This window comes from Phoenicibacter congonensis, from assembly GCF_902386915.1.
Taxonomy (GTDB): domain Bacteria; phylum Actinomycetota; class Coriobacteriia; order Coriobacteriales; family Eggerthellaceae; genus Phoenicibacter; species Phoenicibacter congonensis.
This window is the reverse complement of record NZ_LR698997.1, coordinates 971,884-986,686: the sequence shown is the minus strand read 5'-3', so window position 1 is coordinate 986,686 and position 14,803 is coordinate 971,884. Positions and strand designations below refer to the sequence as shown.

Here is a 14,803-nt window from a genome sequence, read left to right as displayed (position 1 = left end):
CCAGTGATTCAAGACTGTCACCATTTACAGCTGAGTTCTGAATAAGACGAAAGCCTTAGGAGAATATCCCAAAAGAACAAAAATTATGTCTGACACCAATGATGCACGACTGACACCACCGTCGAACCATTGAGACTTGTTTTGGCTATAGCGAAAAACGTCTGACACTAATTAAAATCACAGCGCAGTGAATTGCAGCAAATGTGAATTTAAAAACCTTCACGATCGTAGGCATCGTAGCAGTCAGTGCAAACCAAATTGCCACTTTGAATTCGCAAAAAAACACTCCGCAGTGGACTCCTCACAGATAGAACAGTTCTGAGAAGGAAACCTGCGTGCCTTTTCAGGAAGAGGATATTTTGGCTTAGAAACTTCAAACAAGTCGTCGTAAGAATGAGAGATAATGTACTCTTGATGTTCTTCACGGGAGAGCCCATTTCCAATCGAAGACTTCAAGCACAGACGAACACTTTGACCTGTTTCTCTGCAAAAAAACGAGAACGCCATCTTGCCGCGAATTCTGAAAACTAAATTGCCTTTACCAACTGTACAACCTAAAAGTGCCTGGACAGCATCAACGCCGCAAGCATCATTTTCTGTAACACAAACTAATTCTTCGTCAGTTGCTAAAAGGTCATCGATGTCTAACCCAAGCTCGGAAACTGCACCCTCAACCGCTTTAAAACCGATTGCTAGTCCTGGACATTGATGACCGTGGAACTTGGCAGCCTGATTCCACAATTCTCTTGACAACATTTTGGCACCTCTCAACTCTAAATAATACTTATTGAACAATCGTAACACGACGATGTAATACATCGGTCGTTGTCGGTATCTTTAAATATTATGTCTGGCACCAACGATTCATGACTGTAATTCATGACTGTCACCATAAAGAAATGGCATTTACTCTGGTTCGTTAAAGTTTTTGATGCGTCAGATTGAACAAGAAAGTATAGTTAAAAATTTTTACTTAAAAAGAACAAATCCGTTATGTGTACTAATTAAAACTATGCAGAACAAAGATGCGGCTAAGGTTTGTTTACAGCTACAAGAAATAAGCTAAGAGTACAAAACTCTACCCTCTTTTATGACTGGCACCATTGTTCAATGACCGACACATCTTATAAAAAACAAAAAAAGCTAGAAAAGACTTATGTAAATTTGCTTAATTTTTGCATAGCGCCAGCGAGAAACGTCTGACAACAATGTTTCATGACTGGCACCAACGAAAATTGTCCTAACAACCTAAGAGTACAAAACTCTACCCTCTTTTATGACTGGCACCATTGTTTAATGAACGACACATTTTATAAAAAACAAATAAAGCAAGAAAAGACTTATATAAATTTGTTTAATTTATGATTAGCGCCAGCGAGACACGTCTGGCACCAATGATTCATGACTGACACCAATTAAAATTGTCTTAACAACCTAAGAGTACAAAACTCTGCCCTCTTTTATGACTGGCACCAGTAAAAATTGTCTTAATGTGTAATCTTTGATTAATCACTTAGCTATCTAGAACATATCCCAATAGTCATAGGGGTTTAAGCCAGCTTGTTTAATCATATCAAGTGCATCCTTTTTACTCATTTTTGATAGCCTATCAAAATCAAAGTGATGTTCTAGAAGATAATCTCTGCGTTCTTCCCAAAGCTTAATCCGATCCTTAAAACAAAGAGCACCTGCTTTTTGCATTTTTTTATGAGCCTCATACGGAATCTTTTTTACCCCATACATCAAAGACGTCAGTAAGTTAACCTTTACGTCTGGATGCACAATTGAGCCTTTTTCTATCGGTTCTTTAAAATATCCCAGTTTCGATCCAAGGGGATATTTCTCGATGTTATAAGCATCAATGTCTAAATCACTAGAATCGGAAGGAGGCTGATTGTCAATATTTGAAGAGCTTGAATAACCCGGTGAAATACCAGAACTAACATAATCTAGGCAAAAGGAATCGAACTCATTTGAAGTTGATTCGTCGCAGACATTCGCGACTTTACTGTCAGAAGATACGTCACTCGCACATGATTTTTTTAAAAAATCGGGTTCTGTATACCCAAAATCATCTTCTTGCGAGCTGCGCTTCTCAGCTGAAGTATTGTCCGCACTCTCGCATTCTTTTTTGTTAAAGATAAAGTCAGTAGCCTCGCTGAAGTCGTAATTCCCAGCTAAAGAACCATCCTCATCAGTATCAATGGGCCAATCGTCATCGTCCAAATCATCTAACCAGTTATCATTGTCAGAATCATCTAAACAGAAATCATCATCGTCAGAATCATTGAGCCAAGTATCGTCCTCGTCAATGTCACTAGACGAGCTAGGAAAATCAGTGGTTGTGTTGGATTCTCCTTCAAAACTGGAATTGTAAGAATGCTCATGCTTATCACTCAGCCTGGTAAACTTGTCATTTCCATCCAGAATGTGATTTACAAGCGAATATTCTGCAGCGCGCTCAAAAGGGTCAATGTTTCCATTCCGATTAAAATCGAAAGTATTTCCGAAAACACCATTCATAAAAATGCTCACGCTCAATACGACAGATATCAATTTCTAAATTTTACTATTCAAATAATATTTGAACACAATCTCAATAACGAAACGTCCTATTAAAGGGACTTGTTGTATCTATGAAGTTTACGTCTGACACCAGTGCAAACTTAATTCAAACACGGAAGTCCATGCGCAAAGAAATTCATGTCTGGCACCAATGTAAATATAGGAGAACACAGGAGTTTATTCGTAAAGAAATTCATGTCTGGCACCAGTGCAAACTTAATCAAACACGGAAGTCCATGCGCAAAGAATTTCATGACTGGCACCAGTGCTGATGACACACATTCATGACTGGCACCAGTGTGAATACAGATCTAAGAAGGAAATTCATACGCAATAAAACTAATGTCTGGCACTAATACTGATGGATGACATCAATGTCTGTAATTAGTGTGAATACAGCTATAACACTGAAATCCATACGCAAAGAAATTCATGTCTGGCACCAGTGCAAACTTAATTCAAACACGGAAGAACATACGTAAAGAAATTCATGACTGGCACCAGTGTAAATACAACTCGAGCACAGGAGTTTATTCGTAAAGAAATTCATGTCTGGCACCAGTGCAAACTTAAAGAAAATCATGTCTGGCACTAATGCTGATGACACACATTCATGTCTGGCACCAGTGTAAATACAACTCGAGCACAGAAGTTTATTCGCAAAGAAATTCATGACTGGCACCAGTGTAAATAGGCGGTTTTGTTGCAAATATCATTCTTGATTATTTGCTGGTATGGGTTTTTGATCAAAGAATGGGCAGGGCAGCTCTTGCCTCGATTATTGGTCAGGGAGTCACCTTTCTCATTGCTCTTTTGTATTCTGTGTCAAAGAAGAAATTGTGTATTTGCATAAATTCAGGTGAATTTCGGAATCTTTGCAAATCAATTTTCAGAGTTGGACTTGCTCCTTTTGGACTCGCTCTGACTCCTAATATTTCACTGGTAATCATCAATCGATTTTCTGCATTCTATGACGGAGAAGAAGCGATTGCTACCTATGCAGGCATCTCTTATATCATCTGCATTATCTATTTGGTTTTGCAAGGCGTAGTTGATGGTAGTCAGCCACTTATGAGCAAATATTATGGTGAACGAAAAGCAAATGAGTTAGCAGAAGTAAAACGTATGGCATACATTTTTCCTGTTAATCTTGCTTTTATCGGATGCGCCATCATGTATTTTGGCAGATGGCATGTAGGAACATTGTTAAGTTCTTCAGATACAGTAAATTCTGAGATTGCTAAAATCATCCCAATTTTTCTAGTTTCGGTTTCATTTTTTAGCAATTACAAGAATTTCCACTGCTGGATTTTATGCAACAGAAAAAGCAGCATTGTCCTATGTTTTGACATTTATTGAACCTGTCCTCATGCTTGGATTAATGCTAGTTTTGCCACCGCTGTTTGGAGGACAGATCACAATCTGGTGGAGCACTGTATTTGCAAGAATTATTTCAACTATGTTAGCGTTATTGCTTAAAGCATTAAATAAAGGTTCTTCTAACTTATAACTGTTTATAATATTTGCGATTTAGGTTCGATGAAGTTACGTTTCTGAGTATCCTATTGATGGCGTTTTAAATGAAAATTCGAGTAAAGGGAATAAAACAATATGCGCACCGAGGAGCAGCATCGTGAGCGAAAAATCGAAATAATGAAAAAATGCTTTGACTGTTTAAGTGAAAAAGGCCTGGCGGAAACGAGTGTGCGTAAACTTGCTAAAGCCGCTGGAATTTCAGCTGGGAATATATACACCTATTTTGATAGCGTAGACGATTTGATCATCGAAACAACAAACTACTGCGCACAATTAATTGACGACGATTTCTTAAAGATCCTTCCTAACAATTTTGAAAATCTAAAGGAAGAACTGTTAAATGTAGACTATTCAAAGCTAAAACGAAATAGTAAAAAATATCGATTTGTAATGAACGTATATATATCGCCTAAGTACCACGATTCATGCCTTAAGTTATTTAAACGAACTGACGAGCGTTATGACAATTACACAAAATCGGTCGAGTCGAAGATTGGGCTTCCTCACGAGGTAGTTCAGCCTCTATTTTTCACATATGCAAACGCGTGCCTATATTACACCCTTTTTGAAGATTCTGAACACTTTATGAAAGAAATTGAATTCATAGCAGAAACCACAGAGATGATGCGCGAAAAGTATAAACAACAGCAAGAGATCAACAATCAGAAAAATTAAAATGACGTGAGAGAACCTCATGTCTGGAACGGCGATGCTTTTACTGCGAATTCATGTCTGTCACCAGTGCTTACATTTAATGTCTGTCACCAATGTCGACGGAATGTAATTTACGTCTGGCACCATTGCGTGATGACTGGCTCAGATGCTAAATGCAATTTACGTCTGGCACCATTGCCAATAGTCTCAAAGCATTCATGTCTGTCACCAGTGTCAATAGTCTCAAATTATGTCTGGCACCATTGCTTACATTTCATGTCTGTCACCAGTGTCAACGGAATGTAATTTATGTCTGGCACCATTGCGTGATGACTGGCTCAGATGCTAAATGCAATTTACGTCTGTCACCATTGCCAATAGTCTCAAAGCATTCATGTCTGTCACCAGTGCCAATAGTCTCAAATTATGTCTGGCACCAGTGCTTACATTTCATGTCTGTCACCAGTGTCAACGGAATGTAATTTATGTCTGGCACCTTAGTAGACCGTTGTAATTCATGTCTGACACCAATGATGGCGGAATGTAATTTACGTCTGGCACCAATGTCGACGGAATGTAATTCATGTCTGTCACCAGTGCTAAAAAATCCCGTGGCCGTATCTCAGTCACGGGATTTTTATGTTAAAGGGGCGACCGCTTAGTTGCAGTCGCGCAAAAGAGAGGGACTAATCTAAAAGTTAGTCGCGGAGGGGCATAATATCAATGTCGTGTTGCACAATCAACAGCTTAGCCTTAATTCATCTCTGGCACCATTGTTAACAGTCTAAATTCATGTCTGACACCAATGTCGAAGGTATTCATGACTGGCACCATTGTCGACCGTTGCAATTCCATGACTGGCACCAGTCCCACCAGTGCCACCAGTGCGACAAAGGTCGAGTTGAAGCTCCAACGATAATTAGCTACGACTCGCTTGTTGCAGGCTCTGCAGTTTTTGCTGAAACGGCAGCAGCAGCTGCTTCAGACTCTTGCTTTCCCAAAATTGGCTTTGGCCATTGTTTTCTGCCAGGCAAAAGGAATGTCTTTTTGTCAACAAATTTGTTTCTGCGCACCAAAAACCACACAGAAGCAAGGAAATAGAAAGCAACGCCGCCAAGAATGTTGACCCAATAGCCGAGGTAAACACCAAGCAAAGTCATTCCAATTAGAACAGCTGCAATAATAGCTGGCAATGGGAACAAAGGTGCAACATATCCGCGTTTAATTTTCCCGAGTGGATACATTTTTCTAAAGCGGAAAAACATTACAACGGTAATAACATAGACCATTAATGCTGAAAAAATAGAGAATGTTACAACTTGGTCGAGCAAACCTGTGAATGCAAATGCCATTGAAATTGGGAGTAAAAACACGATTGCTCGGTAAGGCGATTTATATTTAGGATGTTTTTTCGCAAAAACTGAAGGTATGAGACCGTCTTTAGACATCGCGCTCCATGCGGTGCTCGCATCATTAATGCAACCATTAGCAGATGCCATGCAGGCCATGATTGTCCCGACAAACAGAGCAACAATTACATAGAGTTTTCCAGTAGCAAGGGCAGCATCATAAAGAGGAAATGCCGAAACTCCAAGTTCATCGACTGGGACAAGGCCAGAACACAAGAACCATGTGAGCGAAGCTCCAATCAAAAGCACAGCCAGGCCAATCATCGTTCCTAAAGGAAGCGAACGACTAGCCGAACGGCATTCGTTAGCAGCAAGAGCGCCTCCCTCAATTCCAAGGAAGAACCAAACGGCGAACTGCATTGCTGCAATGATTCCAATGTAGCCATATGGAAGACCGTCAGTCAGATGTTTTAAATCGAGAAGTGTTGCTTGAGGATCCCAAAAATTTGTCGAAATGAGCAATATCATAATCGTACAAAAAGCAACTGCTGTGATTATAAAATTCAGCGTAAGCGTTGCATAGGCGCCACGATAGTTGAGATAGGTTAGGGCAAGCAAGGCAAGGATAATAAATGGCAAAGAATGCAAAGCAGGGTTAACCGACTCAATTATCTGACCTACAACCAAAACATCAGCAGCCTCAAGCATCGAATATTCAAGAACGAGCATGAGTCCCACTATAAAAGCAGCTAGCGGACCTAAAAGATATTTCGCCATTGTATATTGACCGCCAGCCTCTGGCATCACTGAACCCATTTCAGTGTTCATCATAACAATCGTCACATACATCATGGCAACTGTCCAAAGTGCGATTACCGAACCCAGTGAACCGCCTTTAGCAACGGTAAAATTCCAGCCCATGAATTCGCCAACGAGAACGATTCCAACACCAAGCGCCCATATGTGAATAGGACCAAGAATCTTAGTTGTTGCAGGTTTTTTCTTCTCGTCGCTGCCATTATCTGTGCCTTGACTATTTACTGCGTTTTTAGAATCAGCGTTAGCAGCGTCCAATTTAGCACCAAGATTATCAGTGGCAACTCGCGCGTTGGTGCCTACCGCTACTCCAGCGGCGCCATCTTTCTTCTTCAACTCTTCCATTTCCGTCTATTTTTTCTTTCTGTCCCCGAATTCAGTTTTAATCATGTCACCAAGAATTAAGAAAAGGAAGAGTCCACACAGAACCCAGGCAACAATATTAATTATTGACCACACGCTCATCACTATCCCCTTCATCAGCTGCATCAGCATACTCAATCTCAACAATTTCTTTCAAATCTTTTGTGCTCATTTTCACTAGAAACGCAACAAACGCAGCAATTGCAAGAATCACAGGAATGAGTGTTTTAGGATCAAGTACATAGGCAAGCACTTCGGTGTCGCTTGTCAAAAGATTTTGGCAAAACATTGTTATGAGAAGAACAACGAAGCACAAAATCAACACAAAAAATATGTCAACAACGAGAAGCACACGCTCACGCATAGATGATTCCTTTGTGCCTGCGGCAGTGCCTGCAGAGTTTTTAGTGCTGTTCGATTTTTCTGACATCACTAAAACCCAACTATTCAGCTTCTTTGATGAGTTTAAGATTTGCAATGTCTTCGCGATAAATTGGGTCTTCGTTGTTGTGAAGATGACGATAAACAGCAAAAAGGCCAAGCGTTAGGCCAATGCCAGTAGTAAGCGAAATTGCGAAAATAATTGTTTCAGCACCAGGCGCGCTTGTTAGGCTTTCTGCCTGAAACATAACCATGGTTACAATTGCCCACATGAAAGCTGCAAAAAGAGCAAGCAATGTGCAATCTCTGTGATAGGTTTTTGAAATCTCTTTTTTTGTTACTTTATTCTCCATTTAAGTTCATCCCCTTCAATCCCTAAAATTTAATAAATGTTACTTTGGTAACTTTAACCGTAACTGTTATACACCAAATTCAAAATAATTATTCGAAAAAATATTTTTTAACACTATCGATACACTGGGCAAAATTTGAATTTTTGAGCACTTATTTAATTATTCAGTCAACATAAAATTTGTAGCAAAAAATAGCATTTGAATGTTATCAAGTTTAGATTGATTAACAATATACCTAAAAACATGTTTAATAAAAGAATGTTCGTTCAGTTATAAATAATGACAAAACGAACGTTCACTAATATATTCGATCATCAAATAGCTTAAAAAAGTACAGAACGATATTTTGTACACAAAAATGTTGCTGGCATTTTGACGCTTAAATAAACAGACTAATCAAAAACCAATTAAAAGCAGAATGCTCTTTTATTGTCTTGATGACTAAAAAACAGAATAGTTTTTTTATCTTTAGAAGATTTGCCACCCACTTTTAAATTAATTGGTAATAGACATTCGCGTATTTGCACCTTTTTAGATTAGCGTTTAAGGACTTAAATAAACAATGAGGAATCTATTCCAAACAAAGCAAGGGATTAAGAGTCCAAAAGAGCACCTCACCGCGCACGGGAGACGCTTTGGCAAATGGCTATCGGCCGTCAGAATAGGCAAAAAACACTACTCCACAAGCGGAACGCTGCAGTCACTAACATTCCAAAAGCGATTCAACACATGCGGGAGACGCTTTGGCAAATGGCTCTCGGCCGTCAGAATAGGAAAAAAGCACTACTCCACAAGCGGAACGCTGCAGTCACTAACATTCCAAAAGAGATTCAGCACATGCGGGAGATATACTATGGCAAATGGCTCTCGGCCGACAAAAAAGATAAAAACGCAGCAGCATATGCGAATCGCTGCAGTCACCAGCACTTCTAAAGCGTTTCAGCACATGTGGGAGACGCTTTGGCAAATGGCTCTCGGCCGTCAGAATAGGAAAAAAGCGCTTCTCCACATGCGGAACGCTGCAGTCACTAACATTCCAAAAGCGATTCAGCACATTTGGGGGGGGTGAATGATAACAAAATTATTGATTGTTATTAAAAGCCAGCTCTTTGCTTATTGTTTAACGTCAGTTGGTTGACTGTTATTTAAAGCCAATATTTAGATTGTTATTTACGTCAACTTTTTGACTTATTTTTATAGTTGGCTTTTTGATTGTTGCTTAGCGTCGGTTTTCTTATTCTTGCGAATTAAAAAAAGTGCGGTCCAAACAAGGGTCGCGTGACGACTTGTGACACTGAGTGACAGCTCCAGACAGCATGAGACTCTGAAATTTAAAAAAGAGGGATATGCAGGTATTTTTTAAATTAAAAAAACCGTATACGAAAAGAGAAATGTTAATTTTTCATCCAAGTTGTTAACAAAAGAAAGTGAGCTGGATAGAATAAAAGGTGTGAGAAGTTGGGTCTCACTGAAAGAGTTAAAGGAGTATGTTATGTCTAAGTATGCGGGAACACAAACAGAAAAAAACCTGCAAGCAGCTTTTGCAGGTGAATCACAAGCAACAAACAAATACAACTATTTTGCAAGCGTTGCGAAAAAGGAAGGTTTTGAGCAGATCGCTGAAATTTTCCGCAAAACCTCAGCTAACGAACAATACCATGCAAAAATGTGGTTTCGCGAATTAGAAGGAATTGGCTCAACAACCGAAAATCTAACAGCTGCCGCCGATGGCGAAAACTATGAGTGGACCGACATGTATGAAGAATTTGCAAAGACTGCTGAAGATGAAGGTTTTTCAGAATTAGCAGAAAAATTCCGTCAAGTTGGACAAATTGAAAAACATCACGAGGAACGCTATCGCAAACTCCTTCACAACGTTGAAGCTAAAGAGGTTTTTGAGAAATCAGAAGTTAAAATTTGGGAATGCCGCAACTGCGGTCACATTATCATTGGAACAAAAGCTCCAGATGTGTGCCCTGTTTGCAATCACCCACAATCCTACTTCGAGATTTCTGCTGAAAACTTCTAGTTTTCAGACTCTGGCTCGTGCCCATCGCGCCAAATAAGAAGTCATTTATTGGCAATGACACAAGTCTTTGGTCAACGTTGTGGCTGTTGAGGCCATGGCACTTGTAGAAAATAGGAAATTTTTAAAAAAAATTCAACTAGCCACTCTTGTAAATTGTTAAAAAGCGAAACGAGAGTGGCTTTTTTAATTTCAAACCTTTGCTACCTGAATCATTAAATCGCCGAGTGTTTTTATATCGAATCAAGGTGGTTTTTAATTCCAGACATTCGTTAATGAAAACCTGTTGATAAAATAGTTAGTGATTTGTTTAACTAAACATTAAAAGTAAAAGGGCATTTCTTTGCGTCTTTTTTGCACCCTCATCCACGCGTCCGTAACAACCAAAAGCTAATCTCTTTCATAATTAGGGAATAACCCCAGTGAATAGTCTTTTTCAGTTAAACCAGATGAAAGGATTGGCATGGGCAACTTAATTAAAGCACTATTTATCAAAGGTGTTATCGGAGTGATTTTTGCAGTTATTTGCTATATAGGTTTTTTTGTTGATGGAGATTTAGCGGATTTTATGGGTGGAGCAATGCCTGGTATATTGCTCGGATTTTGTCTCCTAGACTTGTTAATTGCACCAAGAGAAACTAAAGAGAAATAGGAAAGGCTGACTAAATTACCCCACCATTCAACGAATCAATTAAAAAAGATTAGCTTTTAATTGCACTAACTAACCAACTCAACAAAAGTCATGATAACCAGGCTAATAGATTTAGCCTCATCGCAAAAATGACAATGCAAAATGAGGGGTCATTAAATTCCTTGTTGTCACATTGTGCTAGAGTGAAGTGCGCTAGTTAAACAATTCAAAATAACAGGAGCAATAATGAATAACCTGCATGCACCATTTAAATATGACTTTGTTGGCAGCTTTCTGCGTCCAGCTGAATTAAAAGAAGCACGAGCTAATTTCGAAGAGGGAAAAATTGATGCCAATGAATTAAAGAACACAGAAGATAAATGCATCACTGAACTAATTTCAAAAATAAAATCCTGCGGCTATCACATTATTACCGATGGAGAATTCCGTCGTGCCACATGGCATCTTGACTTTATGTGGGGATTTGATGGAGTCGATCACATAAAGACGAAAACTGGCCTACCATTCCATGGCGAAGCTGCGATGATAGACGACACGTTCCTAACTGGCAAAATTGAGCTTAACGGCGAGCACCCTTTCATCGACCACTTTCGATTTGTAAAGAAATTTGAAGATGAAAACACTGTTGCAAAACAGACAATTCCTTCGCCAGCGCAAACTTTAGCTCAGTTTTGGATGCCATTCTCAAGACCTGCAACACAAGAATTTTACTCAACGGAAGAAGATCTCGAAAACGACATTGCTGATGCATACATCAAGGTATTGCATCAATTGTATGACGCGGGTTGTCGCAATGTACAGTTTGACGATTGCACATGGGGTATGATGGCTGACCAAAAAGGTCATGAACTCTATGGAACTACACAAGTTGGTCTAATTGACGTTCAAAAAGCACATAAAAACATAAACAACAAAGTAATAGCTGGAGTGCCCGATGACATGGTTGTAAACACACACGTTTGTCGTGGAAACTTCCATTCTACATATGCAAACAGTGGAGCATATGATTCCGTCGCCGATATTCTTTTTCGTGAAGAAAACGTTAATGCCTACTACCTTGAATTCGACGACGAGCGCTCTGGCGGGTTTGCACCACTTGCTAAGGTTAGCGATAACAAGCAAGTTGTGCTTGGTCTTATTACAACGAAAAGTCCTGAACTTGAAGACAAAGAAACTGTCATCTCAAGAATTCATGAAGCAGAAAAATATATTCCACTAGACCGACTTTGCCTGAGTCCTCAATGTGGCTTTGCATCATGCGAAATTGGAAACAAGCTGACCGAAGATGAACAGTGGGCAAAACTTGCACTTGTTAAAGAGATAGCAGAAGAGGTTTGGGGTTAATCCCAAACCTCTTTTTTAAAGCACACTTTACAAGAGCTTTAATAGCACTCACATATTTTAAAAACTAAATCTTTAAATGTCTTCTCAAAGCAAAAGCTACCGCAGCAAGAAGAGAAACAAAACCAATAATGGCTGCTGCAGCAACAAGTTGCACAGTGCCATCTCCTGTTTGAGGAATTATTGGTGTTGCTTTTGTAGCTGTTGATTCTTTAGTGCTAGCCATCGATGATGTTGTATTTCCTTGAGTAGCGTCAGACTCGACAGATGGTTTTTGTTCTAAATCATTGTCAGCGATCGTCAGAGATTCCTCTCCCAGCCCATCGGCACCACCATTTACGCCCTTACCTCCCTTGATAGTGCGACCGTTGGCAGGTGTGGTCACAGTAACATCTTTTGTTCCTGCATTTGCTCCATTGATTTTAGTGTTAAAAATTGAGTTAGCGTCTCCGCCAGCAAGAATGAGTTTTGCGGTTGACAGTTTGCCCTTGCCTTTAACTGCTTTTGCAGGTGTACCGCTACCGCCCACTTCATATGTTCCGCCAATAGCTTGCAAAGTTCCTTTCCCATCAATAGTTCCATTTATGAGATTGATTGCACTTTCCGCATTACCAGGGGCTGTTCCTTCATTGCCTCCAGTGATGGAGAGTTTTGAACCTTCGAGAATGTGAGCGATTCCTTTAACCTCAAGACCAATTTGGCTTTGATCTGCCTTGATGCTGTTATTTCCCTCAAAGTTGACTTTCCCATTTACCGAAACAACATGTGCAGGCGCTGGTTGAGTGGGCTTTCTCCCATCTGTTAAAAATTGCGCATGTGAAACGATTTCAGAATCTTTTAGAGTAGAGCCATTGTTTAGCGTAATTGTACTCATGTTTGATGCGCTATTATTCATGGTCAGAGTGCCACCATTAACTTCTACTGGACCATAAACCGCAGAATCAGTGAGCGTTAGCTTACCCCCTTTTTCAACGGTAATTTTGACAGAACTGTTCACCTTTATATTTTCAAGAGTAACATCGGTGCCTGCTGGAACTGTGAGAGTGTCTGACGCAAACTCATCAGTTGCATTTCCAATTTGTCCATAAAGCCCACTTTGATGTGAGCCAAAAATGTGGCGAAGTGTTTTTGGGATTACCGCATTGTCGCTGCGATCAATCTCATATGGCTCCATATCCCACTCACTAATGTTTCCATTAAGCGTCGAAAGCTGCGATTTCAACGTTTCATTGCCGCTGTAGATTCGAAGTTGAACTGTGTTTGTTTTTAAAGTTTGACCTTTAAAATTAACAATTGCTCCAACATCATAGGTTCCAGCTTCACCTGCTGTTCCACTCAGAGATAATTCAGAACCAGCAGCACTATTAAATACATATGCTGAAAGACCAGAGCCGTCTGGTGAAATAAATGGCTTTAGATCAACGTCTTTTCCAGAATCTGACGTTGAAAAATCATAAAAGCCCTGCTGTGTTCCATCTTCTGAAGTGACTACAACCTTTAATTTGCTGTTTGTGGAGTCGGCATAATCGCCCTGTCCACTGCGGACAGCATCAAGCGTGCCTTCGAGCGAGAAGGTGTAACGCTGGCTAACATTCAAAATCACATCAACAGAAGAAGTTTGAGTGCCAGTGCCTGCCTCGTCAGATGCTGTTGCAGTCACAGTCACTTTAACCAAACCAGCTTTTTTAGGCGTGCCTGAAATGGTTAGAGTGTTCTCATTAATTGAAGCGAAAAGTCCGCTCTCAACTTGGTCTAACTGAGCAGTAATTTCTGCTGTATCAGAATTAGTGCCAGAAATCACTAATGGCACATCTTGTTTGTAGGCATAGCCTTTCATTGCATTATCAAAACTTGTTTCGCTAGACGTTAGCTTTAAGTCTTCAAAAGCAGATTCTGCCTTTCCTTCATTTTTAGGCTCTTGAGTTGAACCAGAATAATTAGCTTGACCGTTGTTCAGAATCGTGCCAGTCGCGAATACGCAATTCTCAAAAGTTGCTCTTCCACCTTTATCAATTTTAATGCGACTTGTAAAAGTGCAGTTTTTAAAAGTGATGTTTGCACCAGCCGGAACTACCAACTTATCGTTTTGAAGTTTCAACGAGAGGCTATTGACTTCAGTTGATGACCCAACCTCAAAAGTTAGCATCTCATTACCACCAGCATATCCAAGCTGTCGGTTATATGGTTTGCCCTCACTTTCCCAAAAATACTGTTGCCATCCAGTCAACTTTTTTACTTGAGCTGGAATTGTGGTTGCCTTTGTTCCTGAATCAGAAACCCCACATGACGAAGTGGTGATTTTTATTATTGAGGCAGTACCAAGTTTATTAGCAATCCAACCATCGAGTGATGGATAATTATCGTCAACAACAAGTTCGCTAGAGGAATTTGTGTCAGCATATGCAGTGACTGGTCCCAAGCATGGAAAGGCTGTGTAAACTATGTTTCCAAGACCTATTAGCGCCACCACAAGAGCTACTCTTGCGAGTTTTCGTTTGACTCTTTTCGGCGAAATTGACATAAAAATAACTCCTTTCGAATGAATATTCAGTTAGCTTAGTCTAATTACTTTTAGCATATTCTAACTTAATTTGTTCATTTAATTCTTTGACTGTGAAAAAACTTCAACCTAAACAACACGCTCGTAAAATTGCCGTGAAGTACTCACAGATGATAAATAGAGGCATAAGCATCAATTAAAGATGACATTGGGCGCACGAGAAAACAGAGAAATCTCTCACAAGATGCTTATCGTGAGACACATTCC

General features: G+C 39.8%; 12 protein-coding genes. 6 read left to right on the top strand and 6 right to left on the bottom strand.

Annotation, left to right across the window (positions count from 1 at the left end; all coding sequences use genetic code 11):
- Positions 1-243: 243 nt before the first annotated feature.
- Positions 244-756 carry an FmdE family protein gene (locus tag FXZ76_RS04220; protein ID WP_197682104.1) on the bottom strand — a complete coding sequence of 171 codons (513 nt, stop codon included), beginning with the start codon at positions 754-756 and terminating at the stop codon, positions 244-246.
- Positions 757-1,521: 765 nt separating this feature from the next.
- Positions 1,522-2,556 (bottom strand): hypothetical protein, encoded by a 1,035-nt coding sequence (locus tag FXZ76_RS04215; RefSeq protein ID WP_147571538.1) that lies wholly within the window; start codon positions 2,554-2,556, stop codon positions 1,522-1,524.
- A 735-nt stretch (positions 2,557-3,291) separates the two neighbouring features.
- On the opposite strand from FXZ76_RS04215, the gene FXZ76_RS04210 reads away from it, so the two are divergent.
- Both FXZ76_RS04210 and FXZ76_RS04205 read left to right on the top strand, forming a co-directional pair.
- Positions 3,292-3,924 (top strand): MATE family efflux transporter, encoded by a 633-nt coding sequence (locus FXZ76_RS04210; RefSeq protein WP_197682103.1) that lies wholly within the window; start codon positions 3,292-3,294, stop codon positions 3,922-3,924.
- A gap of 294 nt (positions 3,925-4,218) precedes the next feature.
- Positions 4,219-4,776 (top strand): TetR/AcrR family transcriptional regulator, encoded by a 558-nt coding sequence (locus FXZ76_RS04205; protein WP_157887294.1) that lies wholly within the window; start codon positions 4,219-4,221, stop codon positions 4,774-4,776.
- 902 nt (positions 4,777-5,678) lie between these two features.
- On the opposite strand, the gene FXZ76_RS04200 is transcribed toward FXZ76_RS04205, so the two are convergent.
- The 3 genes from FXZ76_RS04200 to FXZ76_RS04190 all read right to left on the bottom strand — a co-directional run bounded on the left by FXZ76_RS04200 (position 5,679) and on the right by FXZ76_RS04190 (position 8,017).
- Entirely contained in the window at positions 5,679-7,265 is a 1,587-nt protein-coding gene (locus tag FXZ76_RS04200) for an APC family permease (RefSeq protein WP_079535913.1), read from the bottom strand.
- Between the two features lie 97 nt (positions 7,266-7,362).
- Positions 7,363-7,713, bottom strand: coding sequence for a hypothetical protein (locus FXZ76_RS04195; RefSeq protein WP_079535912.1), 351 nt, complete (start codon positions 7,711-7,713; stop codon positions 7,363-7,365).
- Between the two features lie 13 nt (positions 7,714-7,726).
- Positions 7,727-8,017, bottom strand: a complete 291-nt coding sequence (locus tag FXZ76_RS04190) for a hypothetical protein (RefSeq protein WP_079535911.1) — start codon at positions 8,015-8,017, stop codon at positions 7,727-7,729.
- Between the two features lie 642 nt (positions 8,018-8,659).
- Between FXZ76_RS04190 and FXZ76_RS06445 the strand changes: the two genes are divergently transcribed.
- From FXZ76_RS06445 to FXZ76_RS04175, 4 genes are all read left to right on the top strand, one after another.
- Entirely contained in the window at positions 8,660-8,950 is a 291-nt protein-coding gene (locus FXZ76_RS06445) for a hypothetical protein (protein WP_079535910.1), read from the top strand.
- Between the two features lie 559 nt (positions 8,951-9,509).
- Positions 9,510-10,046 (top strand): rubrerythrin, encoded by a 537-nt coding sequence (gene rbr / locus FXZ76_RS04185; RefSeq protein ID WP_079535909.1) that lies wholly within the window; start codon positions 9,510-9,512, stop codon positions 10,044-10,046.
- A gap of 460 nt (positions 10,047-10,506) precedes the next feature.
- Complete coding sequence (locus FXZ76_RS04180; RefSeq protein ID WP_079535908.1) at positions 10,507-10,695, top strand: hypothetical protein; 189 nt, start codon at positions 10,507-10,509, stop codon at positions 10,693-10,695.
- A gap of 225 nt (positions 10,696-10,920) precedes the next feature.
- Positions 10,921-12,039, top strand: coding sequence for a 5-methyltetrahydropteroyltriglutamate--homocysteine S-methyltransferase (locus FXZ76_RS04175; RefSeq protein WP_079535907.1), 1,119 nt, complete (start codon positions 10,921-10,923; stop codon positions 12,037-12,039).
- 64 nt (positions 12,040-12,103) lie between these two features.
- Here FXZ76_RS04175 and FXZ76_RS04170 read toward each other — a convergent pair whose 3' ends face one another.
- Positions 12,104-14,557, bottom strand: coding sequence for a hypothetical protein (locus FXZ76_RS04170; RefSeq protein WP_079535906.1), 2,454 nt, complete (start codon positions 14,555-14,557; stop codon positions 12,104-12,106).
- Positions 14,558-14,803: the final 246 nt, after the last annotated feature.